The sequence below is a fragment of the Mycobacterium sp. 2-64 genome, from assembly GCF_035918375.1.
Classification (GTDB): Bacteria; Actinomycetota; Actinomycetes; order Mycobacteriales; family Mycobacteriaceae; genus Mycobacterium; species Mycobacterium intracellulare.
Genome location: NZ_CP142361.1, coordinates 353,334 through 378,764 on the forward strand (window position 1 = coordinate 353,334; position 25,431 = coordinate 378,764).

Here is a 25,431-nt window from a genome sequence, read left to right on the forward strand (position 1 = left end):
CCTATGCGCCCAGCATGGCCTGGCCGCATACGCGAATGACGTTGCCGGTCACCGCGTTCGAGGCCGGGCTGGCGAAGTAGGCGATGGCCTCCGCGACATCCACCGGCTGGCCGCCCTGCAGCAGTGAGTTCATCCGGCGGCCGACCTCGCGGGTGGCCAGCGGGATGGCGGCCGTCATCTGGGTCTCGATGAATCCCGGTGCGACGGCGTTGATGGTGATGCCCTTGTCGTAGAGCTCCGGGGCCAGCGCCTGGGTCAGGCCGATCATCCCCGCCTTGGTGGTGGCGTAATTGGTCTGGCCGCGGTTGCCCGCGATGCCGGCCATCGACGACAGGCCGATCACCCGGCCGCCCTCGCCGATGCTGCCGTTGCCGACCAGCCCCTCGGTAAGGCGCAGCGGGGCAAGCAGATTGACGGCCAAGACGGCGTCCCAGCGCGCATCGTCCATGTTGGCCAGCAGCTTGTCGCGGGTGATCCCGGCGTTGTTGACAAGGACGTCGGCGTGGCCGCCGTGATGCTCGCGCAGGTGCTCGGTGATCTTGTCGACGGCGTCGGGGGCAGTGACGTCGAGCCACAGCGCGGTGCCCCCCACCCGGCTGGCCGTCTCGGCCAGCGCCTCGGCGGCCGATTCGACGTCGATCGCGACGACGCGCGCACCGTCGCGGGCGAACACCTCGGCGATCGTCGCGCCGATGCCGCGGGCCGCGCCTGTCACGATGGCGACCTTGCCGTCCAGCGGCCGTTCCCAATCACCCGGCGGTGTGGAGTCCGCCTCCCCGACATAGAACACCTGGCCGTCCACGTACGCCGACTTGGCCGACAGGATGAACCGCATGGTCGATTCCAGGCCCGTCGCAGCGGGTTTGGCGTCCGGCGACAGGTACACCAGCGCGACCGTGCTGCCGTTGCGCAGCTCCTTGCCCAGCGAGCGGGTGAAGCCCTCCAACGCGCGCTGGGCGATCCGCTCGTGCGGGTTGGCGGCGCCGTCGGGCGTGGTGCCGACCACCGCCACGCGGGCCGAGTGGCCCAGGTTGCGCAGCAGCGGGGTGAAGAACTCGTACAACCCCTTGAGCCCTTCGGGCGTGGTGATGCCGGTGGCGTCGAAGACCAGCCCGCCGAACTTGTCGGCCCAGCGCCCGCCCAGGTTGTTGCCGACCAGGTCGTAGTCGGCGTCCAGCGCCGCGCGCAGCGGCTCGACGACTCTGCCCTCCCCGCCGATCAGCAGCGCCCCGGCCAGCGGTGGATCACCGGCGCGATAGCGGCGCAGCGTCTCGGGTTGGGGAACACCGAGCTGCTTGGCGAGAAACGAACCAGGACCGGAGTTGACGATCTGAGAGAACAGATCGGACGAGACCTTGGGAGCCACCGGAGCTACCTTCCATGTTCTTGCGAAGTCGGGGTATGCCTACAGCACAACCGTATCGAGGACGAACTTACTGCAGAGTAAGAACAGTGGGTAGTATGGCCCCAGACGGGCGAATCCCAAACCGATAGACCGCACGAGCACGGAGAAAACAGTGGCCCCTGCAAGTTCTGAGGCAAGTACACCGGCTGCTCAGCGCAGCTCCGAGCGGCGGCGCGTCGCCATCCTGGGCGGCAACCGCATCCCGTTCGCCCGGTCCGACGGCGCCTACGCCGAGGCCTCCAACCAGGACATGTTCACCGCCGCGCTGGGCGGGCTGGTGGATCGCTTCGGGCTGGCCGGCGAGCGGCTCGGCGTGGTGGTCGGCGGCGCCGTGCTCAAGCACAGCCGGGACTTCAACCTCACGCGCGAATGCGTGCTCGGTTCGCAGCTGGCGTCGTACACGCCGGCGTTCGACCTGCAGCAGGCGTGCGGCACCGGCCTGCAGGCGGCCATCGCCGCCGCCGACGGCATCGCGGCCGGCCGCTACGAGGTGGCCGCCGCCGGCGGGGTGGACACCACCTCCGACGCGCCGATCGGCCTCGGCGACAACCTGCGCCGCACCCTGCTGAAGTTGCGCCGCGCCAAGTCCAACGTGCAGCGGCTGAAGCTGGTGGGCACTCTGCCCGCGACCCTGGGCGTGGAGATCCCGGTCAACAGCGAACCGCGCACCGGGCTGTCCATGGGGGAGCACCAGGCGATCACCGCCAAGCAGATGGGCATCTCGCGCGTCGCCCAGGACGAGCTGGCCGCCGCCAGCCACCGCAACATGGCCGCCGCCTACGACCGCGGCTTCTTCGACGACCTCGTCACGCCGTTTTTGGGGCTGTACCGCGACGACAACCTGCGAGCGGACTCGTCGGCCGAGAAGCTGGCCAAGCTGCGGCCGGTGTTCGGCGTCAAGGCCGGCGACGCGACGATGACGGCCGGCAACTCGACCCCGCTGACCGACGGCGCCTCGGTCGCCCTGCTGGGCACCGACGAGTGGGCGGAGGCCCACTCGCTCACACCGCTGGCGTACCTGGTGGACTCCGAAACGGCGGCGGTCGACTACGTCAATGGGCGGGACGGCCTGCTCATGGCGCCCACGTACGCGGTGCCGCGGCTGCTCGCCCGCAATGGCCTGAGCCTGCAGGACTTCGATTTCTACGAGATCCACGAGGCGTTCGCGTCGGTTGTGCTGTGTCATCTGCAGGCGTGGGAATCCGAGGAGTACTGCAAGGGGCGGCTGGGGCTGGACGCCGCGCTGGGCTCGATCGACCGGTCCAAGCTCAACGTCAACGGCTCCTCGCTGGCCGCCGGCCACCCGTTTGCCGCCACCGGCGGGCGGATCCTGGCTCAGGCCGCCAAGCAGCTCGCGCAGCGAAAGGCCGAGCAGAAGGGCGCGGGCAAGCCGGTGCGCGCCGTGGTCTCGATCTGCGCGGCGGGCGGCCAGGGAGTGGCCGCGATCCTGGAGGCCTGACCGTCGGGCCCATGAGATGGGTCACATCGGGTTAGCGATCGAAGGCGGCGGGTATCCGTGACCCCGGATGGCCCCGTGTTGTGGTCTGACCCCCCGACCCCGACGGCAATACGGGGCATCCCCCGGAACGACCGCCTGTCGGTCTTGGCCGATGGGCGTCCGAAAAGGGCCGCCGCTGGAGTGAGGGGATCCAGCGGCGGCCTTTTTGGTGTTCTGACGGTCAGACCGACGCAAAATCCCCCGCCTCGCACGCGAGGCGGGGGATTTGTGCGTCCCTACGAAGCGGCCTAGAAGGCGGCCTCGTCGAGCTCCATGATGTCGTTGTCCAGCGTCTCGATGACCTCGCGGGTGCTGGTCAGCATCGGCAGGAAGTTCTTCGCGAAGAACGACGCCACCGCGACCTTGCCCTCGTAGAAGGCCTTGTCGTCACCGCTGGCGCCGGCGTCGAGCGCCGCCACGGCCACCGCGGCCTGACGCTGCAACAGCCAGCCGATGACCAGGTCACCGACGCTCATCAGGAAGCGCACCGAACCCAGACCCACCTTGTAGAGGCTGGTCACGTCCTCCTGCGCCGCCATCAGGTAACCGGTCAGCGAGGTCGCCATGGCCTGAACGTCGGTCAGGGCCTTGGCCAGGTACTCCCGTTCCGTCTTCAACCGCCCGTTGCCGGACTCGCTGTCGACGAACTTCTGGATCTGCTCGGACACGTGGGCCAGCGCCACACCCTTGTCGCGGACGATCTTGCGGAAGAAGAAGTCCTGCGCCTGGATGGCGGTGGTGCCCTCGTAGAGCGAGTCGATCTTGGCGTCCCGGATGTACTGCTCGATCGGGTAGTCCTGCAGGAAGCCGGACCCACCGAACGTCTGCAGGCTCTCGGTCAGCTTGGCGTAGGCCTGCTCCGAGCCGACACCCTTGACCACCGGCAGCATCAGGTCGTTGACCTTCACGGCCAGCTCGGCGTCCACACCGTGCAGGGCCTCGGCCACCGAGGCGTCCTGGTAGGTCGACGTGAACAGGTACAGCGCCCGCAGACCCTCGGCGTAGGCCTTCTGGGTCATCAGCGACCGGCGCACGTCGGGGTGGTGCGTGATGGTCACCCGCGGTGCCGTCTTGTCGGTCATCTGGGTCATGTCCGCGCCCTGGACCCGGGACTTCGCGTACTCCAACGCGTTCAGGTAACCCGTCGACAGGGTCGCGATGGCCTTGGTGCCGACCATCATGCGGGCCTGCTCGATCACGTCGAACATCTGCGCGATGCCGTTGTGCACCTCGCCGACCAGCCAGCCCTTGGCGGGAACGTCGTGCTGGCCGAAGCTCAGCTCACAGGTCGCCGACACCTTCAGGCCCATCTTGTGCTCGACGTTGGTGACGAACACGCCGTTACGCTCGCCCAGCTCACCGGTCTCGAAGTCGAACAGGAACTTGGGCACGAAGAACAGCGACAGGCCCTTGGTGCCGGGTCCGGCGCCCTCGGGGCGCGCCAGCACCAGGTGGAAGATGTTCTCGAACAGGTCGCCGGAGTCGGCCGAGGTGATGAATCGCTTCACACCGTCGATGTGCCAGGACCCGTCGTCCTGCTTGACGGCCTTGGTCCGCCCGGCGCCGACGTCGGAGCCGGCGTCCGGCTCGGTGAGCACCATGGTCGAACCCCAGCCGCGCTCGGCGGCCAGGACGGCCCACTTCTTCTGCTCCTCGGTGCCGAGGTGGTACAGGATGTTCGCGAAACCCGCGCCGCCGGCGTACATCCACACGGCCGGGTTGGCGCCCAGGATGTGCTCGTGCAGCGCCCACAGCAGCGACTTGGGCATTGCCACGCCGCCGAGGGCCTCGTCGATGCCGACCTTGTCCCACCCGGCCTCGATGACGGCGTGTACGGACTTCTTGAAGGATTCCGGCAGCGTCACCGAGTGCGTCTTCGGGTCGAAGACCGGCGGGTTGCGGTCGCCCTCGACGAACGAGTCGGCGATCGGCCCCTCGGCCAGCCGGCTCATCTCGTTGAGCATTTCGTTGGCGGTGTCTACGTCCAGGTCGCTGTATTCGCCCTGGCCCAAGGCCTTGTCAACGCCCAATACCTCGAACAGGTTGAACGCCTGGTCGCGGACGTTGCTCTTGTAGTGGCTCACTACGGTCCTCCTCGTTGAGAATGCCACTTGTGGTTGGGTACTAGGTCTAAGTTACCCACCAGTAACAACACCTAAAATATCGTTAGCGTCAGTGGGATGCAAGCGGATGTGAGCTAGATTTCATTGCCTAATTAACCAACCGGTTGGGAAGGGTGCGCCGATGCCGTCGAAAACCCGCGCTACCTGCGGAGACGGGCGCGGGACGGCCAATGTGCCGGGCGTCACTGCGGTGCCGGTCGTCGACCTGCGGGCCGATCCGGCGCGGTTGCGGGACGGTCTGCGCGAGGCCGCCCACCGGGTCGGATTCTTCTATCTGACCGGCCATGGGGTCGCCCCGGAATTGGTGACGCGGATGCTCGAGGCCGCGCGCCGGCTCTTCGCGCTGCCGCAGCACGACAAGGACTCGGTCGCCATGGTGCGCAGCCCGCATTTCCGCGGCTACACCCGCCTGGGTGGCGAGGTGACCCGCGGCGAGGTGGATTGGCGCGAGCAGATCGACATCGGGCCGCAACGTCCGCCGATCGGCGGGCTGGGCAAGTCCGACTACCGGTGGCTACAGGGTCCCAACCAGTGGCCGGCCGCGCTGCCCGAGCTGCCCGGACTCGTCGAGGAGTGGGACGCCGCGCTGTCGGCGGTGGCCCGCACCCTGCTGCGGCACTGGGCGGCCTCGCTGGGCAGCCCGGCCGACGTGTTCGACCGCGCCTTCGCCGAAACCCCGGCCACGCTGATCAAGATCATCCGCTACCCGGGGCGCGCGGCCGGCTCCCAGGGCGTGGGCGCGCACCGGGACGCCGGGGTGCTCACGCTGCTGCTGGCGGAGCCGGGCAGCCGGGGCCTGCAGGTGCGGCGGGCGTTCGACGACGCCTGGATCGACGTCCCCCCGCGCGAGGGGGCGTTCATCGTCAACATCGGTGAACTGCTGGAGGCGGCGACGCGCGGCTACCTGCGGGCCACCGAGCACCGGGTCAACCTGCAGGGCCCGGCGACCGACCGGATCTCGGTGCCCTACTTCTTCAATCCGCGCCTCGACGCGCGGATACCCGTACTCGCGCTGCCCCGCGAACTCGCGGCGGGCACCGGGACGGACTGGGCGGCGTCGCAGGATCCCGCCGACCCCATCTTCTCGGTCTACGGCCGCAACGCCTGGAAGAGCCGGCTGCGCTCGCACCCGGATGTCGCTTCCGCGCACGGGTATTCGGCAGAGCGCTTAGAAAACGAGTAAGGGTGTCCGCGCCGGGACGATGCGCGCCGGGTAGGGTCGGACCCGAAAATACGTCTGGCGCTCTAGGGGCGAAAAAGTCCGGTGAACTCGAACAACAAGCTGACAGCGTCGTCACTTCGTGAGGCCTTCGGTCATTTCCCATCGGGTGTGGTGGCCATCGCCGCCGAGGTGAACGGAACCCGGGAAGGGCTGGCCGCCAGCACCTTCGTGCCGGTCTCGCTGGACCCGCCGTTGGTGTCGTTCTGCGTGCAGAACACCTCGACGACGTGGCCCAAACTCAAGGACCTGCCCATGCTGGGCATCAGCGTGCTCGGCGAGGCGCACGACGAGGCCGCCCGCACGCTGGCCGCCAAAACCGGCGACAGGTTCGCCGGCCTGGAGACCGTCTCGCGGCCCACCGGGGCGGTGTTCATCAAGGGCACCGGCCTGTGGCTGGAAAGCGCCATCGAGCAACTCATTCCCGCCGGCGACCACACGATCGTCGTGTTGCGGGTCAACGAGGTGACCGTGGACGCCGACGTGGCGCCCATCGTGTTCCACCGGAGCAATTTCCGCCGCTTGGGCGCCTGAACCGGGGCCGCCGGCGCGCGCTAGGGCCGGTGGCTGAGTTCTTCCCGGAAGCCTTGGATGCGGCTTTCGAGTTCGGCGGCGTCGTTGTGCCGCCCCTCCTTCTGCGCGAGCTGGGCGCGCACGGACAATTGCCGGATTGCGGTCCGAATGTTGTTGATGCTGGCGGTTTCTCGCCTGGGTTCCATGAGCTGCCTTTCCGGTCGTTGGTACAGCGGCCGTCCATCCGGACGGCCCGACAGGATGCAGGTTGGTTACCCGGGTACCGCGACGCCCTAACCCCGCCACCCGGGTGGGGGCGCGGCGGGAGCGCTCAGCGACGGAACAGCTTGTTACCGAGCCAGACCACCGGGTCGTACTTGCGGTCGGCGACGCGCTCCTTCATCGGGATCAGCGCGTTGTCGGTGATCTTGATGTTCTCCGGGCAGACCTCGGTGCAGCACTTGGTGATGTTGCAGTACCCCAGGCCGTGCTCTTCCTGGGCGTCCTTGCGCCGGTCCCGGGTGTCCAGGGGGTGCATCTCCAGCTCGGCGATCCGCATCAGGAAGCGGGGGCCGGCGAACGCCTTCTTGTTCTCCTCGTGGTCGCGGACCACGTGGCACACGTTCTGGCACAGGAAGCACTCGATGCACTTGCGGAACTCTTGGGAGCGCTGGACGTCCTCCTGCGCCATCCGGTACTCGCCGGGTTGCAGGTCCTTGGGCGGCGCGAAAGACGGTATCTCGCGGGCCTTCTCGTAGTTGAACGAGACGTCGGTGACCAGGTCCCGGATCACCGGGAACGTCCGCAGCGGCGTGACCGTGACGACCTCGTCCTCGGCGAACGTGGACATCCGGGTCATGCAGAGCAACCGCGGATAGCCGTTGATCTCCGCGGAGCACGAGCCGCACTTGCCCGCCTTGCAGTTCCACCGGACCGCCAGGTCGGGCGTCTGGGTCTGCTGCAGGCGGTGGATGATGTCGAGGACAACCTCACCCTCGTTGACCTCGACGGTGAAGTCCTGCAACGCACCGTTGGCGTCGTCGCCGCGCCACACCCGCATCGTCGCGTTGTAGGTCATTTACTTCTCCGTCCTGGGTGTCCGCCCTGGATGCCCGGCGAGCTCCTCGTCGGTGTAGTACTTCTCCAGCTCGGCGATGTCGAACAGTTCCAGCAGATCGGGCCGCATCGGCGTCTGCTCTTTCTTCGTGATGGTGATGTCGGGGATCACCGCGGCTTCAACGTCGCCTGGCTCGGCGACTGCCTCGCAGACCAGCAACAGCTTGCGCCACGACGAGTCCATCGACGGGTGGTCGTCGCGGGTGTGCCCGCCCCGGCTCTCGGTGCGCTGCAGCGCGGCCTTGGCGACGCATTCGCTGACCAGCAGCATGTTGCGCAGGTCGATGGCCAGGTTCCAGCCCGGGTTGTAGCGGCGCTGCCCCTCCACATGCAGGTTCTTGAACCGCTCCCGCAGCTTGTCGAGCCGGGCCAAAGCCTCGGAGATCTCGTCGGCATTGCGGATGATGCCGACCAGGTCGTTCATCGACTGCTGCAGCTCGAGCTGCAGGGTGTAGGGGTTCTCGCCGGGGCCGCCGCCCGCCGGCGCCTCGAAGGGGGACAGGGCCCGCTTCGCCGCCGCCTCGACGGCGCCGTCGCCGACCGTCGGACGGCTGCTCAGCGCCCGCACGTAGTCGGCGGCGCCCAGGCCGGCGCGCCGGCCGAATACCAGCAGGTCCGACAGCGAGTTGCCGCCCAGCCGGTTCGAGCCGTGCATGCCGCCGGAGCATTCGCCCGCGGCGAAGAGCCCGGGCACGGTGGCCGCCCCGGTGTCGGCGTCGACCTCGACGCCGCCCATCACGTAGTGGCAGGTCGGCCCGACTTCCATCGGCTCCTTGGTGATGTCGACCCCGGCCAGCTCCTTGAACTGGTGGTACATCGACGGCAGGCGGCGGTTGATCTCCGCCGGCGTCAGCCGCGACGCGATGTCGAGGAAGACGCCGCCGTGTGGGCTGCCCCGGCCGGCCTTGACCTCGGAGTTGATCGCGCGCGCGACCTCGTCGCGCGGCAGCAGGTCAGGGGTGCGGCGGGCCGAGTCGTTGTCCTTGAGCCACTGGTCGGCCTCTTGCTCGGTCTCGGCGTACTGGCCTTTGAAGACCGGCGGGATGTAGTCGAACATGAACCGCTTGTCGTCGGAGTTCTTCAGCACCCCGCCGTCGCCGCGAACGCCCTCGGTGACCAGGATCCCCTTCACGCTCGGCGGCCACACCATGCCCGTCGGGTGGAACTGGACGAACTCCATGTTGATCAGGGACGCGCCCGCCCGGAGCGCCAGGGCGTGCCCGTCGCCGGTGTACTCCCAGGAGTTCGAGGTGACCTTGAATGACTTGCCGATGCCGCCGGTGGCCAGCACCACCGCGGGCGCCTCGAACAGGATGAAGTTGCCGCTTTCGCGGATGTAGCCGAACGCCCCGGCGATCGCGTCGCCGTCCTTGATCAGTTCGGTGATCGTGGTTTCGGCGAACACCCGGATGCGGGCCTCGTAGTCGCCGAGCTCGGCGTAGTCCTCCTGCTGCAGCGAGACGATCTTCTGCTGCATGGTGCGGATCAGCTCCAGGCCGGTGCGGTCACCGACGTGCGCCAGCCGCGGGTAGGTGTGCCCGCCGAAGTTGCGCTGGCTGATCTTGCCGTCCTTGAGGCGATCGAACAGCGCGCCATAGGTTTCCAGCTCCCAGACGCGGTCCGGGGCCTCCTTGGCGTGCAGTTCGGCCATCCGCCAGTTGTTGAGGAACTTCCCACCGCGCATCGTGTCGCCGAAGTGGGTCTTCCAGTTGTCCTTCGGGTTGGTGTTGCCCATCGAGGCCGCGCACCCACCCTCGGCCATCACGGTGTGTGCCTTGCCGAACAGGGACTTGCACACCACCGCGACCCGCAGGCCGCGTTCGCGCGCCTCGATGACCGCGCGCAATCCCGCGCCGCCGGCGCCGATGACGACTACGTCGTAGGCATGCCGCTCGACATCAACCATGAAAACCCTCGCTAGCTACGTTCTGATTTGTAAGTCAAATGGCTTTTCAGCCAACGAATCTCAGGTCGCTGATGGCGCCGCTGGCCACCAGTGCGATGTAGAAATCGGTGAGCATCAGGGTGCCCAGCGTGATCCAGGCGAACTGCTTGTGCCGGGTGTTCATCGCGCTGACCTGCGTCCAGATCCAATACCGCACAGGGTTTTTGGAGAAGTGCTTGAGTCGCCCACCGGTCACGTGCCGGCAGGAGTGGCAGGACAGCGTGTAGACCCACAGCATGATGACGTTGCCCAGCAGGATCAGGTTGCCCAGCCCGAAGCCGAATCCGCCCGGCCCGCTGTCGGAATGGAACGCGACGATCGCGTCGTAGCTGTTGACGATCGAGATGAGGCAGGCGATGTAGAAGAAGTACCGGTGGGTGTTCTGGATGATCAGCGGGAACTTCGTCTCGCCGCTGTAGTGCACGCGGGGCTCGGCCACCGCACACGCGGTGGGCGACTGCCACACCGTGCGGTAGTAGGCGCCGCGGTAGTAGTAGCAGGTCAACCGGAACAGCAGCAGGAACGGCAGCGACACCGCCGCATACGGCAGCCACCACACGTCGGGCAGGAACTGCGGCCAGATGTCGCCGGCCTCACCGCAACCCTTGCTGACGCACGGCGAGTAGAACGGCGTCAGGTAGTGGTATTTGGGGACGAAGAAGTAGTTCTGCTGGAACGCTCGTGCCGTCGCGTAGATGACGAATGCGGCGAAGCCGAGGTCGATCCTCAGCGGCGACATCCACCACCGGTCGGTACGGAGGGTCCGCTGCTGTATACGGGCGCGCGTGGGTGAAAAGACACCGGACGCAGGACGGTTCGCCGTGGGTGCGCTCATCTAGTTGTTCCTCTTCGAACGGGCTGTCTGTCGAAGGGTACACAGAGAGAAGGCCCCCTCCAGCGGGGGGCATGGAGTCGGGGCGCTCGGGTTGTTCAGGCCCTGTTGTGACCGCCGACGCCCTCGTCGTCGACATCACGCCAGAATTCGCTGTCGTACTGGGTGTCGGGGATGACGATCTTCTCGCCCGACTGCTGCACGGTGGCACCCGCCAGGTCCAACTCGGACACGTCGGTGTCGAGCAGATCGACGTCGGACAGGATGCGGTCGGCGTCGATGACGATGCGACGCATCGCGGGGCTGTCGCCGTATCGCGACCGCAGCGAGCTCACGCACCGCCGCAGGCCGCCGATCAGATCGTGCAGTTCGGCGAATTCTGTCGTGCCAGTCGTGCTCGTCAACGCATCTCCTCGGCAGTGTTTCGGATCACAGTACGTCCCCAATACTATCCACGGCACAGGCGAACGTCAGACCATTGAGCTCCGACGCCAAGGGAGCAAACACTGATGACGGGCCCCACCACGCCGGCCGAGCGCGCCGCCACCCTGTTGAAGCTGCACCGGCCGGGCAACCCGGTCATCCTGCCGACCGTGTGGGACGCCTGGTCGGCGCGACTGGCCGTCGGCGCGGGATTCGCCGCGCTGACCGTGGGGAGCCATCCGATGGCGGACTCGATCGGCAAACCCGACAACGAGGGCATGTCGTTCGACGACGTGCTCACCCGCGTCGCGCAGATCACCGCGGCGGTCTCGGAAACGGAAGGCGTCCCGGTCTCGGTGGACATCGAATCCGGCTACGGACTCCCGGCCGACCGCCTGATCGAGGGCCTGCTGAGCGTCGGGGCCGTCGGGCTGAACATCGAGGACACCGTGCACTCGGAGGGCGGACGGCTGCGGTCCGCCGAGGAACACGCCGAGCTGGTCGGCGCGCTGCGGTCGGCCGCCGACGCGGCGGGAGTGCATGTGGTCATCAACGCCCGGACCGATCTGTTCCTGCGCCAAGACGGCGAGGAGTCCGATCGCGTCGACCGCGCCGTGGCGCGACTGAATCAGGCGGCCGCCGCCGGCGCCGATGTCCTGTACCCGGTCGGCCGCCACCACCCCGACACGTTGCGGCGCTTGACCGCGGAATTGGTGTTGCCGGTCAACGCGATCGCGCTGCCCGACCAGGACGACCCCGCGGCCTTCGGTCCGCTGGGCGTGGCGCGAATCAGCTTCGGGCCCTTCCTGCAGGCCGCGCTGACGGGCCGGGCCAACGAGCTGCTCGCCCGCTGGGGCTGACGCGCAACAGAGGGCAAAAGCCCCCGACACGCGGTGCGTGCGGGGGCTTTTGCGTCTCGTCGGTGCCTTACTTGGTGATCGCGATGCGTTGCGCCTGGTTCCCGGCGTACGCGCCGCTGACCCGCACCGTCAGCACTCCGGCGTCATAGGACGCCGTGATGGCGTCGCCGGTGACGTGGGCGGGCAGCTGGAATGACCGGCGGAACGAGCCGTAGCGGATCTCGCGCAGCGTCCGGCCGTCCTTCTCCTCCGCGTGCTCGTCGCGGTGTTCGCCGTGGATGACCAGGCGACCGCGGTCGACCTCGACGTTCACGTCCCGGTCGACGTCAACGCCCGGGAGCTCGACACGTACGACCGCGTCGTCACCGTCCTTGACGATCTCGGCGGCGGGGCGCCAACCGCTGCTCAGCGGGTTGTTCCAGTCCGCCGCGGCGGCGGGGCCGAAGAAGTCGCGCAGCCACCGGTCGGTGTCCCAGGCCGGTCGCGACCACAGTGCGAGGTTGCTCATGGTGCTTCCCCTTTCGATTCCTTGATCTTCGTTGTGAGATTCCTGTGACCGGCGCTCCGATGACCGGCTACTAGTACAAACATGAGTCGACCACGCTTAAGTTCCAACTGGCCGTTCGCCGGCAGCGAACGATCAATCACAGCCGTCCCTGTGAGTTGTGAGATCCTCGTCATAGGACTGTCACATTGCGCGAAAAAGACGTAATTTCTGGCCGTTACTCTCAAAGCCATGTCTGCAGACGGGATTTCGCGCGCAAGCTGTGCGCCGCGTCACATCATCGTAGTCGGACATGGCATGGTGGGCCACCGGTTCGTCGAGGCGCTCCGCGCCCGCGACACCGAGGGCCGTTGGCGCATAACGGTTTTCGCCGAGGAGACCGACGCCGCCTATGACCGCGTGGGGCTGACCTCCTACACCGAAAGCTGGGACCGCAAGCTGCTCGCGCTGCCCGGCAACGAGTACGCGGGCGACGACCGGGTCCGGCTGGTGCTGAACCAGCGGGTCACCGAAATCGACCGCGCGACAAAGTCGGTGCTCACCGCCGACGGGCGGCGCCACGACTACGACACCCTGGTCCTGGCGACCGGCTCCTACGCGTTCGTGCCGCCGGTGCCCGGCCACGACCTGCCCGCCTGCCACGTGTACCGCACGCTCGACGACCTCGACGCCATCCGCGCCGATGCCCAGCGCGCGGCGCAAAGCTCACACGCGACCGCGGGCGTGGTCATCGGTGGCGGCCTGCTGGGGCTGGAGGCCGCAAATGCGCTGCGCCAGTTCGGGTTGCGGACCCACGTCATCGAGATGATGCCGCGACTGATGGCCCAGCAGATCGACGAGGCCGGCGGCGCGCTGCTGGCCCGGATGGTCGGGGACCTGGGCATCTCCGTGCATGTCGGCACCGGCACCGAGTCGATCGAATCGGTCGACCACCCGGACGGGTCGACGTCGGTGCGGGTGCGCCTGACCGACGGGCAGGTGGTCAACGCCGGCCTGGTGATCTTCGCGGCCGGGATCCGGCCGCGCGACGAACTGGCGGTCGCCGCCGGGCTGACGCGCGCCGAGCGCGGCGGTGTGCTCACCGACGTGTCCTGCCGGACAAGCGATCCCGACATCTACGCGATCGGCGAGGTCGCCGCGATCGGCGGCCGGTGCTACGGCCTGGTGGGTCCGGGCTATACCTCGGCCGAGGTGGTGGCCGACCGCCTGCTGGACGGCGTCGCGGAGTTCGGCGAGGCGGACCTGTCCACGAAGCTGAAGCTGCTGGGCGTCGACGTCGCCAGCTTCGGTGACGCGATGGGCGTCACCGAGAACTGCCTCGAGGTCGCCATCAACGACGCGGTGAACCGGACGTACGCGAAGCTGGTGCTCTCCGACGACGCCAAGACCCTGCTCGGGGGCGTCCTGGTCGGCGACGCCTCCTCCTACGGGGTGCTGCGGCCGATGGTCGGCAGCGAGCTGCCCGGGGATCCGCTCGCGCTGATCGCGCCGGCCCAATCCGGCGGCGGCGAGGCGTTGGGCATTGGGGCGCTACCGGATTCGGCCCAGATCTGCTCGTGCAACAACGTCACCAAGGGCGATCTGAAGTGCGCGATCGCCGACGGCTGCACCGATGTGCCCTCGCTGAAGTCGTGCACCTCGGCCGGGACGTCGTGCGGGTCGTGCGTGCCGCTGCTCAAGCAGCTGCTGGAAGCCGAGGGCGTCGAGCAGTCCAAGGCGCTGTGCGAGCACTTCAGCCAGTCGCGCGCCGAGCTTTTCGAGATCATCTCCGCCACCGAGCTGCGGACCTTCTCCGGACTGCTGGAGCGCTTCGGTCGCGGAAAGGGTTGCGACATCTGCAAACCCGTGGTGGCCTCGATCCTGGCGTCCACCGGCTCGGACCACATCCTCGAGGGCGAGCAGGCGTCGCTGCAGGACTCCAACGACCACTTCCTGGCCAACATCCAGAAGAACGGCAGCTACTCGGTGGTGCCGCGGGTCCCCGGCGGCGACATCAAGCCCGAGCACCTGATCCTGATCGGCCAGATCGCCCAGGACTTCGGCCTTTACACCAAGATCACCGGGGGCCAGCGCATCGACCTGTTCGGCGCGCGGGTGGACCAACTGCCCGAGATCTGGAAGCGCCTGGTCGACGGCGGCATGGAATCCGGGCACGCGTACGGCAAGGCGCTGCGCACGGTGAAGAGCTGTGTGGGCACCGACTGGTGCCGTTACGGGCAGCAGGATTCGGTGCAGCTGGCCATCGACCTCGAACTGCGCTACCGCGGCCTGAGGGCGCCGCACAAGATCAAGATGGGCGTCTCGGGTTGCGCGCGGGAGTGCGCCGAAGCCCGCTCCAAGGACGTCGGCGTCATCGCCACCGAAAAGGGCTGGAACCTCTACGTCGGCGGCAACGGCGGGATGACCCCCAAGCACGCGCAGCTGCTGGTCAGCGACCTCGACACCGAGACGCTGGTCCGGTACGTCGATCGGTTCGTCATGTACTACATCCGCACGGCCGACCGGCTGCAGCGCACCGCGCCGTGGGTCGAGTCGCTCGACGGCGGTCTGGACCACGTGCGCGAGGTCGTCTGCGAGGACTCGCTGGGCCTGGCAGCCGAATTCGAGGCCGCGATGGAGCGGCACGTGCGCAACTACAAGTGCGAATGGAAGGGGGTGCTCGACGACCCGGACAAGCTCTCGCGCTTCGTGTCGTTCGTCAACGCCCCCGACGCCGTCGATTCGACGGTGACGTTCACCGAGCACGCCGGCCGCAAAATCCCTGTGTCCATTGGCATGCCGACGGTCCGCGAGCACAACTCCGAAGGAACGAGGAAGGTATCATGACGCTTCTCAACGACATTGCCGTGTGGACGAGCGCGTGCGCGTACGACCACCTCATTCCGGGCCGCGGCGTCGGCGTACTGCTCGACGACGGTTCCCAGGCCGCGTTGTTCCGGCTCGACGACGGGTCCGTGCACGCGGTGGGCAACGTCGACCCGTTCTCCGGGGCGGCCGTGCTGTCCCGCGGCATCGTCGGCGACCGCGGAGGCCGCGTCACGGTTCAGTCGCCCATTCTCAAGCAGGCGTTCTCGCTCGAAGACGGTTCCTGCCTGGACGATCCGAGCGTTTCGGTGCCGGTGTACCCGGTGCGGATCACCGCCGACGGCTTCGTGCAGATCGCCCGCGACGCCGAGGCCCGGGCGGCCTGAGCGCGCGACCGCTCACCGGGTGATGTCGCCGACCAGGTAGCGCTGCATCGTCGGACCGATCGCGTCGACCAGCGCGTCCACCGACATCGAGTGCAGCGGCTCGGAGCGGATGCCGTAGCGCATGATGCCCAGGCCCACGAGCTGGGAGGCGCACAACGAGGCCCGCGTAGCCGCCTTGTCGGCGCCGAGGATTTTCAGCAGCGGGCCGAAGACCGGGCCCACGAAATTGCTTTGGACGATTTCGGCGGTCTTGGCCATGCCCGTGGACGCGACGGCGCTGGCCGCGAACGGCCCACCCCCGGCGGCATCCCAGGTGGTGATCAGCATCGTCAGGGTCCGGCGGCCGATTTGATTGACCCCTCCGGTGACGAGCCGGTCGATGAATTCCGGTGTGCCGAACGGCAAACGCAGCGCCTTGGCGACCGGATCAAGGATGCCACGCGACGGCTCTTCGCGACGGGGCATGGTGCCAGGATCGCCGGTTCGAGCCCAAAGATCAAGGAATTGGCCGTAACGCGCGCGTGTGGGTGACCTGTTGGGGGGCCGATCGACGCGACGCATGCCGGGCGGTGGCGGCCAGGGCGGGCGGCAGGGCGCGGCGGAAGCGGTTCGCGATCAGGCGCGCCAGGCCGGGATGGGTGCCCAGCGGTTGACTGACCAGATCGGCGCCGCAATCGTGCAGCCGTTGTTGGAACAGGCCGTCGGCCAACAGGTAGGAGGCGACCACGACGCGTCCACCGCGGCGCCTCGCCCGGTCGACGGACTCGTGCAGTTGCGGGTCCCCGGTGGCCGCGAACGCCAGGCTCACCCGCGATCCGGTGAGCGCCGACAACAACGTCGCCGTGGTGTGCAGGTCGGCGCGGGCCTTGTCGTCCGAGGTTCCCGCGGCCGCCAGAATCACCGAATCGCCCGGCCGCCAACCGCATTTCAGCAGCTGATCGCCGACGATCCGCGCGACCTGCCCGCTCGGGCCCAGCGCGGGGGTGACGGTCACGTTCGGATGACCGCTGATCGCGATGTGGGCGGGCAGGTCGGCCCGGACGTGATATCCGCGCGACAGGAACGCCGGCACCACGATCGCCGGCCGGCCGGCGGCCATCGCTGTGGCCAGCACCTCGCTGGGGGTGGGTCCCACCACGTCGACGAACGCCACGTCGACCGGGCTGCGGACGAGCGTACTCACCTGTGCCGCAAGGTCTTCGACCATCGCCACGCCGCCGGGCCTGCGGGTGCCGTGCGCCACCAGGATCAGTGCCATGGGGATTCGTCCGGATGGTCGATCGCGAGCCGGTAGCCACGCTTGACCACCGTCGCGATGATGTTCTTGTCGCCCAGCGCCGTTCGCAGCCGCAGCACGGCCGTGTCGACGGCGTGGGGATCGTTGCTGTTGCCGGGAAGCACCCGCAACAGGTCGTTGCGCGCGACGACGTCGCCGGGGCGCTCCGCCAGCGCGCGCAGCGTCGCCATTCCCGATCCCGACAGGGACCGCGGCGAACCGTCGACCAGCACGCAGGTCCCGCGGATCTCCATCTCGTGGCCGGCGGCCCGGATGGTGGTCGAGCGAAGGGTCGGGAGCTCCTGGGCGATGTGACGGGCCAACGCCCCCAACCGCATTCGCTCGGGCGACGACGTGGGGACCCCGGCGCGGAGCAGGGGCTGCGCGGTGACCGGGCCCACGCACATCGCGTGCACGTCGCTGCGAAGCGCTTGCAGCAGTTGCTCTTCGACGCCCAACTCGCGGCTGCGCTCCAGCAGCGCCGCGCCCGCGGGCGCCGAGGTGAAGGTCACCGCGTCGAACTGCCGCCGGGCGACCGAGGTGACGAGTTGGTCGAACTCGCCGCCGGCCGGCGTTGGTTTCCAGCGATATACGTGGATGGGGACCACCTGGGCGCCCGCGGACCGCAACCCGTTGAGGAATTCCGGGAACGGATCCCAGGTGTCGGCCGCGCCGTGCAGCTGGACCGCGACCCGCTTACCGGCGACATCCGATTCGAGCAGGTAGCGCAGGACCTCGCTCGACGATTCGGACCTGGGCGACCACTCCTCGTGCAGTCCGGCGGCGCGCAAGGCGCCGGTCGCCTTCGGCCCGCGGGCCACGATCCGCGCCCGGGACAGGGACGCCAGCAGCTGGGTGGCCAGTCCCCAGCCGTCGGCCGCGGCGACCCAGCCGCGGAAGCCGATGCCGGTGTGCGCCACCAAGATATCGGGAGGCTCGGCGATGACCGCTTCGGTGTGGCGCTGCAGTTCTTCGTCTTCGGGCAGCGCGATGAGGTCGATGGCCGCGGCGCTGGACACCTCCGCGCCGTTGCGGCGCAGCAACGCGCACAGCTCTTCGGCCCGGTTCGCCGACGTCACGGCGATCCGGTAGCCGGTCAGCGGCGCGGAGTCTGGTGGGGCCAGTTGGGGGGCCATATGAAGTGTGTATGCCTGCGACATTTCGGTTGCGTTACCGGGCAATTGCTGTGGCATTGCCCGTGTTGCGAGTCCGCTCACACACGGGCGGCCTCGGCTTCCGCCCGCGCCCCGGAGCGGCCCGGGGCCGAGACGGGACGCCGGACGTAGACCATCCAGGTCATGATCGCCGCACCGACGTAGGAAGCCAAAAACGCCCAATACGCCGCCGTTTCGGTGCCGGTGCTCAGGTAGGACTGCCGCAGCGCCAGGTTGATTGCCACGCCGCCGAACGCGCCGACCGCGGAGCAGATGCCGATCAGCGATCCCGACTGCGCGCGCGCCCAACGACGACGGTCGTCCTCGCTCATGGCCAGCCCGCGACTGCGGGCCTCGTAGACCGTCGGGATCAACTTGAACACCGACCCGTTTCCCATGCCGGACAGGACGAACAGCACCATAAAACCGGCGACGCAGCCGATCATGCTGACGGAACGTGTTACGGCGTGCTGGTCCTCGAGGGCGCTGATGGTGACCAACAGCGCGGCCGCCAGGGTCATCCCGGCGAGGACGCCAAGGGTGACGCGGCTGCCGCCGATGCGGTCGGCCAGCCGCCCCCCGTAGATGCGCGCCACGGAGCCCAGCAGGGGGCCGACGAAGGCGACCTGGGCGGCGTGCAGCGCGGCGTGCTTGGCGGTTTCCCCGCTTTCCAGGAAGTGGACCTGCAGCACCTGCCCGAAGGCGAAGGAGAACCCGATCCAGGAGCCGAAGGTGGCGATGTAGAGCAGCGAGATGACGTGGGTGTCGCGCTCGAACAGGATCGAGCGCATGGTGCGCAGCTGGGTGCCATGGTGGACGTTGTCCATGACCAACGCGGCCGCGATCCCCACGGCGACGAGCAAGACCAGGTAGATCGCGCACACCCAGTACGGGGCCTGGTGCCCGGCGGTGGCCAGCACCAGCAGGCCGATCAGCTGGATCACCGCGACGCCGAGGTTGGCGACGCCGGCGTTGACCGCCATCGCGGCGCCCTTGAGGCGCTGCGGGTAGAAGGCGTTGACGTTGGCCAGCGAGGCCGCGTAGTTGCCGCCGCCCAGCCCCGTCAGCGCGGCGCACAGCACGAAGAGCCACAGGGGCAGGCCGGGGTTGGCCAACAGGGCGATCGTGCCCGCCGTCGGGATCACCAGCACGAAGGCCGAGAACGTCGTCCAATTGCGACCGCCGAAGGCGGCGATGCCCAGGGTGTAGGGGATCCGGGCGCAACCACCGACCAGGGTGGCCACCGCGCCCAGCAGCAGCTTGTCGCCCGCGGAGAAACCGTAGACGGCGCCCGGCATGAACAGCGCCATGACGGGCCACAGCGTCCAGATCGAGAAGGCCACGTGGTCACCCGCGATGGTGCCGAGCAGATTGCGCCGGGCGATCTTCTTGTTCCCGGCCTCCCAGGCCGCCGCGTCTTCGGGATTCCAGTCCGCGATGCGATGGCTGCGGCGCGGCGAAATCACCTGGGCGCGTTGGCATATGGACGCTGCGCGTGCGTGCATACCGATCCCTCTCTTTGGAAGCAGTTCGGGGTCTGGCCGGCGACGCGCGTGGGCGTCCCGCATGAAGGGGCATGCCCCGCCGTAGGTTTCCGATGCTCACATCTAGGACGCGAGCGGGTCAACCGGAATCGGCCGATATGGGCTGTTAGTTGATTACCAGTTATCTGGTAAGTCCCTGAAGGTTGCCGGCGCGCGCGAATGCCGATCGCCGCCAAGTGATCTCACGCCGGTGCGTCGGACTTTGTGAGCTGTCCTACAGTCGAACGCCGGAATTGCGTTAGCCGAACGGCCAACTCGCGACGCCGGCCCCGGCCACGGCGCCGATCGGGGTACGCGGCCGCGCCCAGTGCAGCCGCACCGACTGGCCGGGCCGCACCTGGGCGACCTTGTCGACGTCCTCGTCGATCACCACACCCACCACCGGATAGCCACCGGTGACCGGGTGGTCCGGACCGAGGATCACCGGTAAACCGTTGGGCGGCACCTGGATTGCGCCACGGGTGGCACCCTCGCTGGGCAGCTGCCGGTCCGGGTGGAGGCATTGCAGGGGACGGCCGACCAACCGCATCCCCACCCGGTCGCTGCGATCGGACGCCACCCAAGCGGTGCGCACCAGCGCGTCGGGGTCGAGGAACCAGTCGTCGCGCGGCCCGGGCACCACGGACAGCTCGACGACGCCGCCGGTGATGGCCGCCACCGGCGCCTGGTCCAACTCGGGGTAGTCCGCGGTGTGCTCGCCGATCGGCAGCCGGTCCCCGGCCCGCAGGGGTGAGGGCCCGATGGCCGACATGACGTCGTAGCTGCGCGAGCCCAGCACCGGCTCCACGCAGATCCCGCCGCGGACCGCGAGGTAGCTTCGCAGCCCCGCCCGCGGGGCGCCCAAAGAGATCACCTGACCGTCGCGCACGTGCTGAATGCTGTTGGTGCCGAACTCGATTCCGTCGACGGTCGGATCGGTGTCGGCGCCCGTCACCGCGATGTCGACGTCGCTGCCCCGGACCCTGGTCGCGAACCCGCCGAACGTCACCTCCACGGTGGCGCGGTCGTCGGGGTTGGCCACCAGCCGATTGGCCAGTTTGTGCGCTCGCCGGTCGGCGGCCCCGGACCGGCTGACGCCGAGGTGGGCCAGTCCCGGCCGGCCGAGGTCTTCGACGACGGCGAACGGCCCGGTGCGCAGGATCTCCAGGACTGCCACGACTGCCTCCTTGAATGGTGCGGCCCGGTTGGGCTAGACGGCCCGGAACTGAACCCACATGCCTTGCATCAGCAACGCAGGGTCCGGGCGCTGCAGGTCCCACAGGACCGCGTCGGTGTGGCCGATGAGTTGCCACCCGCCGGGGGATTGCCGGGGATAGATCGCGCTGAATTCTCCGGCGAGGGCGACGGATCCGGCCGGCACGGCGGTCCGCGGCTCGGGACGCCGGGGCACCCGCAGGCGCGGGTCGCCGTCGACCAGGTACGCGAAACCGGGTGCGAATCCGCTGAATCCGACCCGCCACAGGGTGGCGGTGTGGGCGTCGATCACCTGCGGGATGGTCAGCCCGGTGTGGCCGGCGACCTCGGCGAGGTCGGGGCCGTCGTAGACCACGTCGATCACCACGTCGGCGCCGCGCTCGGACGGGGCCGGTGGCGTGGCGGTGACGCGCATCGCGTGCAGCCTCCGGCGGACGACGCCCTGGCGGCGTGGGCCGTCCAGCTTCACCAGCACGGTGCGGGCGGCCGGCACGACATCGACCACGCCCGCGATCGGCTCGGAGCGCAGCGCGGCGGTCCACGCCAAAACCTCTGCGGCACTGCCACATTGCACCATCAGCGCCCGGTCGCCGTAGTCCAGGACGGTGTTGCCGGCCAGCTCGGTCGGCAGTTCGTGGGCCAGGTCGCCGCTAAGGTCCGTCACGCTCATTACTCGACGGTAACCCCGGGATCGGGGCTCGTGCGAGGGGCGGCGGCGGGATTTTCGAGCACTGCCAGAGCTGCCTTAGCAAACGCTCAAACAGCCAGGATGCGCGCGAGCGGCTAGCCCAGGATTTTGGCGAGCAGCGGGGGCAGTTGGTCGGCGACGAGGGGGTAGCTCAGCGGTGAGGCGAAGGCGATCGCGCCGGCTTGCTCCGCGGTGGTGAAGATGTGGCGGTTCTGCGCGGTGGTCAGTGACCCGGCCACCTCGGGGTCGGCCAGCAGGGCCTTCTGATCGTCGGGGTTGCGGGTCGTCCAGATCACCACGTCGGCCGAATCGAGCACGGACTTGATGTGATCGCGCGGGATGACGGCGCGCTGATCGGTGCCGAACGGTTTGATGGTGTCGGCGATGACCAGCCCCATCTGGTTCAGGAAATCCGTGCGCCAGCCCGCCATGGTGGCCACGACGGTCCCCTGCCACAGCGCGCCGTGCATCAGCAGCGCCTTCTTGCCGGTCCACTGCGGGTTTCTCTTGCCGACGTCGGTGAACTTCTGGTCGACACCGTCGACCAGCGACTTCATCTGGTCCGCCTGGAACACGGCCTGCCCGACGGCGGCGGCCTGCTCCTTCCACGGTTCGAAGAAGGCGTCGCCCCCGGATTGCGCGACGGTCGGGGCGATCGCCGACAGTTTCTGATAGGTGTCGGCGTCGAGGCCGGCGTTGACGGCCACGATCAGGTCCGGTTTCAGCCCCGCGATCTGGTCGACCGGGATGCCGTTGTCCAGGTTCAGCACCACCGGCCGCGCGCCGCCGAGCTTGGGCGCGGCCCACGGCCAGACCGCGAACGGCTGGTCACCGAACCAGTTGGTCACCGCGATCGGCACCACACCGACGGCGAGGAGGTCGTCCTGCTCGGTGAAGCCGGCGCTGACGACGCGCTTGGGCGGCTCTTTGATGACGGTCTGACCGAACAGGTGGGTGAGGGTCACCGATCCCGGCGTGGCTCCCGGTGCGGATTTGTTTGACGAGCACCCCGCCGAAAGCGCCGAGGACCCGGCCAGCGCGGCGACGCCGGAAGCCCCTGCGAGCTGCAAGAATCCCCGTCGATTCCATCCCTGTCGCATCGCGTGAGAGTATCGCGTTCCGCCACCCGGCGGCTCGCGTTGCAGAGTTCTGACAAACGCGCCCGCCCCGTTGCGATTTCTGCGTATCGCCCGCGTAACTGTGCACACCCGGACCGGTAACAGTGCCTCTCTAGCGTCAAGTGGTCACCGCCCGCGCCTACCCACAAGGGAGTCCCACCAGATGACCACGACCCTCAGCCCGGCATCGCAGCCCGCGCCGACGCGCGAGCGTCCTGCCGGACGGCACTGGATCGACGACTGGCGACCCGAAGACCCGGAGTTCTGGGAGGCGACCGGCAAGCCGATCGCCCGCCGCAACCTGATCTTCTCGATCTTCGCCGAGCACGTCGGGTTCAGCGTGTGGATGCTGTGGAGCATCGTCGTGGTGCAGATGACCGCGGGCGCGCACGGGCTGCCCGCCGCGTCCGGCTGGGCGCTGACCCCCAGCCAGGCGCTGTGCCTGGTCGCCGTCCCCAGCGGGGTGGGCGCCTTCCTGCGGCTGCCGTACACCTTCGCGGTGCCGATCTTCGGTGGCCGCAACTGGACGACCATCTCGGCGGCGCTGCTGCTGATCCCGTGCCTGCTGCTGGCCTGGGCGGTGAGCCATCCCGGCATCCCGTTCGCGGTCCTGGTGGCGGTCGCGGCGACCGCCGGCTTCGGCGGCGGCAACTTCGCCTCGTCGATGGCCAACATCTCCTTCTTCTACCCGGAGAAGGACAAGGGCTGGGCGCTGGGCCTGAACGCGGCCGGCGGCAACGTCGGCGTCGCCGTTGTGCAGAAGATCATCCCGCCCGTCGTCGTCGCCGGCGGCGGGGTGGCCCTGGCGCGCGCCGGACTGTTCTACGTGCCGCTGGCCGTCGTGGCCGCCGTGTGCGCGTTCGGATTCATGAACAACCTGAGCGAGGCGAAGGCCGACGTGAAGCCGGTGTGGCAGTCGCTGCGCCACCCCGACACCTGGGTCATGTCGCTGCTCTACATCGGCACGTTCGGGTCCTTCATCGGCTACTCGGCCGCCTTCCCGACCCTGCTCAAGACGGTGTTCGGCCGCGGCGACATCGCGCTGACCTGGGCCTTCCTCGGCGCCGGCATCGGGTCGGTGATCCGGCCCCTCGGCGGCAAGCTGGCCGACCGGATCGGCGGGGCGCGCATCACCGCCGCCAGCTTCGCGCTGTTGGCCCTCGGGGCGGCGGCCGCGCTGTGGTCGGTGCGCGCGGTCAACCTGCCGGCGTTCTTCGCCAGCTTCATGTTCTTGTTCGTCGCCACCGGCATCGGCAATGGCTCGACCTACCGGATGATTTCGCGGATCTTCAAGATCAAGGGCGAGCTGGCCGGCGGCGATCCGGACACCATGGTGCAGATGCGGCGCCAGGCCGCCGGCGCGCTGGGCGTCATCTCGGCGGTGGGCGCCTTCGGCGGCTTCATCGTGCCGCTGGCCTACGCCTGGTCGAAGTCGGAGTTCGGCAGCATCGAGCCGGCGCTGCGGTTCTACATCGCGTTCTTCCTCGCCCTGCTGGGCGTCACCTGGTACTGCTACCTGCGCAGGCACAACGCGATAACCCGGGTCGGGATCTAATTACGGCTGCTGCTTGCCGCTGTAGTTGGCCCAGGGGCTGTAGTCGGCGATCAGCTCCTCCTGCGGCGGCCGCTGGTCCTCAGGAACGTGCTGCAGGTTGATCCGGATCCGGTACCAGATCGAGCTGGGCCCGCGCATGCCGTCGACGAGGACGTCGACCGGCTGCAGCCGCTCGGCCGCCGCCGGATGGCGGCCGCGCCAGGCGTCCAGCGCCGCCATCGCCTCGTCCTTGGTCTTGGTGCGGGCGATCTCGATCAGGGGCATCGAGGATTGACGCCGGCCGCCGGTGCCCTTGTCGCGCTTGCCCGACCCTTTGGGCGCCCGCTCGGGAGGCCCCATCTCCTCGGCCAGCACCAGCAACCGGTCGAGGTCACCGACCGCGTCGTCCATTCCCTCCCAGGGGTCACCGATCTCGGCGAACCGCGCGGGCACGGTATCGATCGTGAACGCCTCGGGCCGGCACCCGGCGACCTCGTCCCAGTGCAGCGGGGTCGAGACCCGGGCGTCGGGCGTCGCCCGCACCGAATAGGCCGAGGCGACCGTGCGGTCCTTCGCGTTCTGGTTGAAGTCGACGAACACCCCCTCGCGTTCTTCCTTCCACCACCGGCTGGTCGCCGCCTCGGGCACGCGCCGCTCCACCTCCCGGGCGACGGTCTGCGCGGCCAGGCGCACCTGGCGGAACTCCCAGCGCCGGGCGATGCGGGCGTAGATGTGGAAGCCGCGCGACCCCGACGTCTTCGGCCACGGGGTCAGGCCGTAGTCCTCGAGCACCTCGCGCGCCACCAGGGCGACGTCCACGATGCGCCGCCAGGAGACCCCGGGCATCGGATCGAGGTCGACGCGCAGTTCGTCGGGATGATCGAGGTCGTCGGCGAGCACCGGGTGCGGATTCAGGTCGACGCAGCCCAGGTTGATCGCCCAGGCCAGCCCGGCGGCGTCGCGGATGACGGCCTCCGCCGCGGAAGTGCCTCGCGCGTAACGGAGTTCGGCGACGTCGACCCAGTCCGGCCGTTTCGCCGGCGCGCGCTTCTGGAACACCGCCTCTTCGGTGATGCCCTTGACGAAGCGCTTCAGGATCATGGGGCGCCCCGCCACGCCGCGCAGCGCGCCGTCGGCCACGGACAGGTAATAGCGGACCAGGTCGAGCTTGGTGTAGGGGCCCGATGTTTTGTGGCCGTCCGCGCGGGGGAACACGACCTTGTCCGGATGGGTGACGGTGACCTCGCGCCCGGCCACCTCCAGCAAAACCGGACGGGTCATGCGGTTCATGTT

Annotated in this window: 23 protein-coding genes; 7 read left to right on the forward strand and 16 right to left on the reverse strand. The window is 68.8% G+C overall.

What is annotated here, in order from left to right; all coding sequences use genetic code 11:
• Window position 1: 1 nt before the first annotated feature.
• Window positions 2-1,366, reverse strand: a complete 1,365-nt coding sequence (locus tag QGN31_RS01640; protein WP_014381390.1) for a 3-oxoacyl-ACP reductase — start codon at window positions 1,364-1,366, stop codon at window positions 2-4.
• Window positions 1,367-1,517: 151 nt separating this feature from the next.
• Here QGN31_RS01640 and QGN31_RS01645 point away from each other — a divergent pair, with 151 nt between their 5' ends.
• Complete coding sequence (locus tag QGN31_RS01645) at window positions 1,518-2,864, forward strand: acetyl-CoA C-acetyltransferase (RefSeq protein ID WP_014943078.1); 1,347 nt, start codon at window positions 1,518-1,520, stop codon at window positions 2,862-2,864.
• A 287-nt stretch (window positions 2,865-3,151) separates the two neighbouring features.
• Here the strand turns inward: QGN31_RS01645 and QGN31_RS01650 are convergent, their stop codons facing one another.
• On the reverse strand, window positions 3,152-4,987 hold the full coding sequence (locus tag QGN31_RS01650) for an acyl-CoA dehydrogenase (protein WP_008261764.1): 1,836 nt from the start codon (window positions 4,985-4,987) through the stop codon (window positions 3,152-3,154).
• Between the two features lie 160 nt (window positions 4,988-5,147).
• On the opposite strand from QGN31_RS01650, the gene QGN31_RS01655 reads away from it, so the two are divergent.
• Both QGN31_RS01655 and QGN31_RS01660 read left to right on the forward strand, forming a co-directional pair.
• A complete protein-coding gene (locus QGN31_RS01655) occupies window positions 5,148-6,209 on the forward strand; it encodes an isopenicillin N synthase family dioxygenase (protein ID WP_193375525.1) in 1,062 nt (353 codons plus the stop codon).
• Between the two features lie 81 nt (window positions 6,210-6,290).
• Window positions 6,291-6,779 (forward strand): flavin reductase family protein, encoded by a 489-nt coding sequence (locus QGN31_RS01660; RefSeq protein WP_014943076.1) that lies wholly within the window; start codon window positions 6,291-6,293, stop codon window positions 6,777-6,779.
• A gap of 20 nt (window positions 6,780-6,799) precedes the next feature.
• Here QGN31_RS01660 and QGN31_RS01665 read toward each other — a convergent pair whose 3' ends face one another.
• The 5 genes from QGN31_RS01665 to QGN31_RS01685 all read right to left on the reverse strand — a co-directional run bounded on the left by QGN31_RS01665 (window position 6,800) and on the right by QGN31_RS01685 (window position 11,055).
• A complete protein-coding gene (locus QGN31_RS01665; protein WP_008261761.1) occupies window positions 6,800-6,964 on the reverse strand; it encodes a hypothetical protein in 165 nt (54 codons plus the stop codon).
• A gap of 125 nt (window positions 6,965-7,089) precedes the next feature.
• Window positions 7,090-7,836, reverse strand: coding sequence for a succinate dehydrogenase/fumarate reductase iron-sulfur subunit (locus QGN31_RS01670; RefSeq protein ID WP_003874034.1), 747 nt, complete (start codon window positions 7,834-7,836; stop codon window positions 7,090-7,092).
• On the reverse strand, window positions 7,837-9,780 hold the full coding sequence (locus QGN31_RS01675; protein WP_014381385.1) for a fumarate reductase/succinate dehydrogenase flavoprotein subunit: 1,944 nt from the start codon (window positions 9,778-9,780) through the stop codon (window positions 7,837-7,839).
• Window positions 9,781-9,826: 46 nt separating this feature from the next.
• Window positions 9,827-10,654, reverse strand: coding sequence for a hypothetical protein (locus QGN31_RS01680; protein WP_008261757.1), 828 nt, complete (start codon window positions 10,652-10,654; stop codon window positions 9,827-9,829).
• Window positions 10,655-10,749: 95 nt separating this feature from the next.
• A complete protein-coding gene (locus tag QGN31_RS01685) occupies window positions 10,750-11,055 on the reverse strand; it encodes a hypothetical protein (RefSeq protein WP_008261755.1) in 306 nt (101 codons plus the stop codon).
• A 105-nt stretch (window positions 11,056-11,160) separates the two neighbouring features.
• Between QGN31_RS01685 and QGN31_RS01690 the strand changes: the two genes are divergently transcribed.
• Window positions 11,161-11,934, forward strand: coding sequence for an isocitrate lyase/PEP mutase family protein (locus QGN31_RS01690; protein ID WP_009954320.1), 774 nt, complete (start codon window positions 11,161-11,163; stop codon window positions 11,932-11,934).
• Window positions 11,935-12,001: 67 nt separating this feature from the next.
• Here QGN31_RS01690 and QGN31_RS01695 read toward each other — a convergent pair whose 3' ends face one another.
• Entirely contained in the window at window positions 12,002-12,442 is a 441-nt protein-coding gene (locus tag QGN31_RS01695; protein ID WP_008261751.1) for an Hsp20/alpha crystallin family protein, read from the reverse strand.
• A 228-nt stretch (window positions 12,443-12,670) separates the two neighbouring features.
• Here QGN31_RS01695 and nirB point away from each other — a divergent pair, with 228 nt between their 5' ends.
• Window positions 12,671-15,265, forward strand: coding sequence for a nitrite reductase large subunit NirB (gene nirB / locus QGN31_RS01700; RefSeq protein ID WP_083863027.1), 2,595 nt, complete (start codon window positions 12,671-12,673; stop codon window positions 15,263-15,265).
• Complete coding sequence (gene nirD, locus QGN31_RS01705) at window positions 15,262-15,630, forward strand: nitrite reductase small subunit NirD (protein WP_008261748.1); 369 nt, start codon at window positions 15,262-15,264, stop codon at window positions 15,628-15,630. The genes nirB and nirD overlap by 4 nt, the downstream gene beginning before the upstream one ends.
• A gap of 12 nt (window positions 15,631-15,642) precedes the next feature.
• Here the strand turns inward: nirD and QGN31_RS01710 are convergent, their stop codons facing one another.
• The 7 genes from QGN31_RS01710 to QGN31_RS01740 all read right to left on the reverse strand — a co-directional run bounded on the left by QGN31_RS01710 (window position 15,643) and on the right by QGN31_RS01740 (window position 22,586).
• Window positions 15,643-16,095: a TetR/AcrR family transcriptional regulator gene (locus tag QGN31_RS01710; protein WP_008261746.1), complete on the reverse strand. Its 453-nt coding sequence runs from the start codon at window positions 16,093-16,095 to the stop codon at window positions 15,643-15,645.
• Between the two features lie 31 nt (window positions 16,096-16,126).
• Window positions 16,127-16,888, reverse strand: coding sequence for a sirohydrochlorin chelatase (locus tag QGN31_RS01715; RefSeq protein ID WP_014385982.1), 762 nt, complete (start codon window positions 16,886-16,888; stop codon window positions 16,127-16,129).
• The gene (locus tag QGN31_RS01720; RefSeq protein WP_085978391.1) at window positions 16,879-18,030 is read right to left on the reverse strand and encodes a uroporphyrinogen-III synthase; all 1,152 of its coding nucleotides are present in this window, start codon (window positions 18,028-18,030) and stop codon (window positions 16,879-16,881) included. The genes QGN31_RS01715 and QGN31_RS01720 overlap by 10 nt, the downstream gene beginning before the upstream one ends.
• An 89-nt stretch (window positions 18,031-18,119) precedes the next feature.
• Window positions 18,120-19,565, reverse strand: coding sequence for an MFS transporter (locus QGN31_RS01725; protein ID WP_043955461.1), 1,446 nt, complete (start codon window positions 19,563-19,565; stop codon window positions 18,120-18,122).
• A gap of 277 nt (window positions 19,566-19,842) precedes the next feature.
• Window positions 19,843-20,760 carry a 5-oxoprolinase/urea amidolyase family protein gene (locus tag QGN31_RS01730; protein WP_014385978.1) on the reverse strand — a complete coding sequence of 306 codons (918 nt, stop codon included), beginning with the start codon at window positions 20,758-20,760 and terminating at the stop codon, window positions 19,843-19,845.
• Between the two features lie 33 nt (window positions 20,761-20,793).
• Entirely contained in the window at window positions 20,794-21,468 is a 675-nt protein-coding gene (locus QGN31_RS01735) for a 5-oxoprolinase subunit B family protein (protein WP_008261736.1), read from the reverse strand.
• A 113-nt stretch (window positions 21,469-21,581) separates the two neighbouring features.
• Window positions 21,582-22,586: an ABC transporter substrate-binding protein gene (locus tag QGN31_RS01740; RefSeq protein ID WP_041785277.1), complete on the reverse strand. Its 1,005-nt coding sequence runs from the start codon at window positions 22,584-22,586 to the stop codon at window positions 21,582-21,584.
• A 181-nt stretch (window positions 22,587-22,767) separates the two neighbouring features.
• Here QGN31_RS01740 and QGN31_RS01745 point away from each other — a divergent pair, with 181 nt between their 5' ends.
• Window positions 22,768-24,159: an MFS transporter gene (locus tag QGN31_RS01745; protein WP_014383439.1), complete on the forward strand. Its 1,392-nt coding sequence runs from the start codon at window positions 22,768-22,770 to the stop codon at window positions 24,157-24,159.
• Here the strand turns inward: QGN31_RS01745 and QGN31_RS01750 are convergent, their stop codons facing one another.
• Window positions 24,160-25,428 carry a DNA polymerase domain-containing protein gene (locus QGN31_RS01750; protein ID WP_014385975.1) on the reverse strand — a complete coding sequence of 423 codons (1,269 nt, stop codon included), beginning with the start codon at window positions 25,426-25,428 and terminating at the stop codon, window positions 24,160-24,162.
• Window positions 25,429-25,431: the final 3 nt, after the last annotated feature.

Bases quoted from the DNA above. Each gene is read 5' to 3' on its own strand.
- QGN31_RS01710 (WP_008261746.1), bottom strand. From the start codon at position 16,095: ATGCCCCGTCGCGAAGAGCCGTCGCGTGGCATCCTTGATCCGGTCGCC.
- QGN31_RS01670 (WP_003874034.1), bottom strand. From the start codon at position 7,836: ATGACCTACAACGCGACGATGCGGGTGTGGCGCGGCGACGACGCCAAC.
- QGN31_RS01675 (WP_014381385.1), bottom strand. From the start codon at position 9,780: ATGGTTGATGTCGAGCGGCATGCCTACGACGTAGTCGTCATCGGCGCC.
- nirB (WP_083863027.1), top strand. From the start codon at position 12,671: ATGTCTGCAGACGGGATTTCGCGCGCAAGCTGTGCGCCGCGTCACATC.
- QGN31_RS01735 (WP_008261736.1), bottom strand. From the start codon at position 21,468: ATGAGCGTGACGGACCTTAGCGGCGACCTGGCCCACGAACTGCCGACC.
- QGN31_RS01715 (WP_014385982.1), bottom strand. From the start codon at position 16,888: ATGGCACTGATCCTGGTGGCGCACGGCACCCGCAGGCCCGGCGGCGTG.
- QGN31_RS01745 (WP_014383439.1), top strand. From the start codon at position 22,768: ATGACCACGACCCTCAGCCCGGCATCGCAGCCCGCGCCGACGCGCGAG.
- QGN31_RS01680 (WP_008261757.1), bottom strand. From the start codon at position 10,654: ATGAGCGCACCCACGGCGAACCGTCCTGCGTCCGGTGTCTTTTCACCC.
- QGN31_RS01665 (WP_008261761.1), bottom strand. From the start codon at position 6,964: ATGGAACCCAGGCGAGAAACCGCCAGCATCAACAACATTCGGACCGCA.
- QGN31_RS01740 (WP_041785277.1), bottom strand. From the start codon at position 22,586: ATGCGACAGGGATGGAATCGACGGGGATTCTTGCAGCTCGCAGGGGCT.
- QGN31_RS01750 (WP_014385975.1), bottom strand. From the start codon at position 25,428: ATGAACCGCATGACCCGTCCGGTTTTGCTGGAGGTGGCCGGGCGCGAG.
- QGN31_RS01655 (WP_193375525.1), top strand. From the start codon at position 5,148: ATGCCGTCGAAAACCCGCGCTACCTGCGGAGACGGGCGCGGGACGGCC.
- QGN31_RS01690 (WP_009954320.1), top strand. From the start codon at position 11,161: ATGACGGGCCCCACCACGCCGGCCGAGCGCGCCGCCACCCTGTTGAAG.
- QGN31_RS01725 (WP_043955461.1), bottom strand. From the start codon at position 19,565: ATGCACGCACGCGCAGCGTCCATATGCCAACGCGCCCAGGTGATTTCG.
- nirD (WP_008261748.1), top strand. From the start codon at position 15,262: ATGACGCTTCTCAACGACATTGCCGTGTGGACGAGCGCGTGCGCGTAC.
- QGN31_RS01695 (WP_008261751.1), bottom strand. From the start codon at position 12,442: ATGAGCAACCTCGCACTGTGGTCGCGACCGGCCTGGGACACCGACCGG.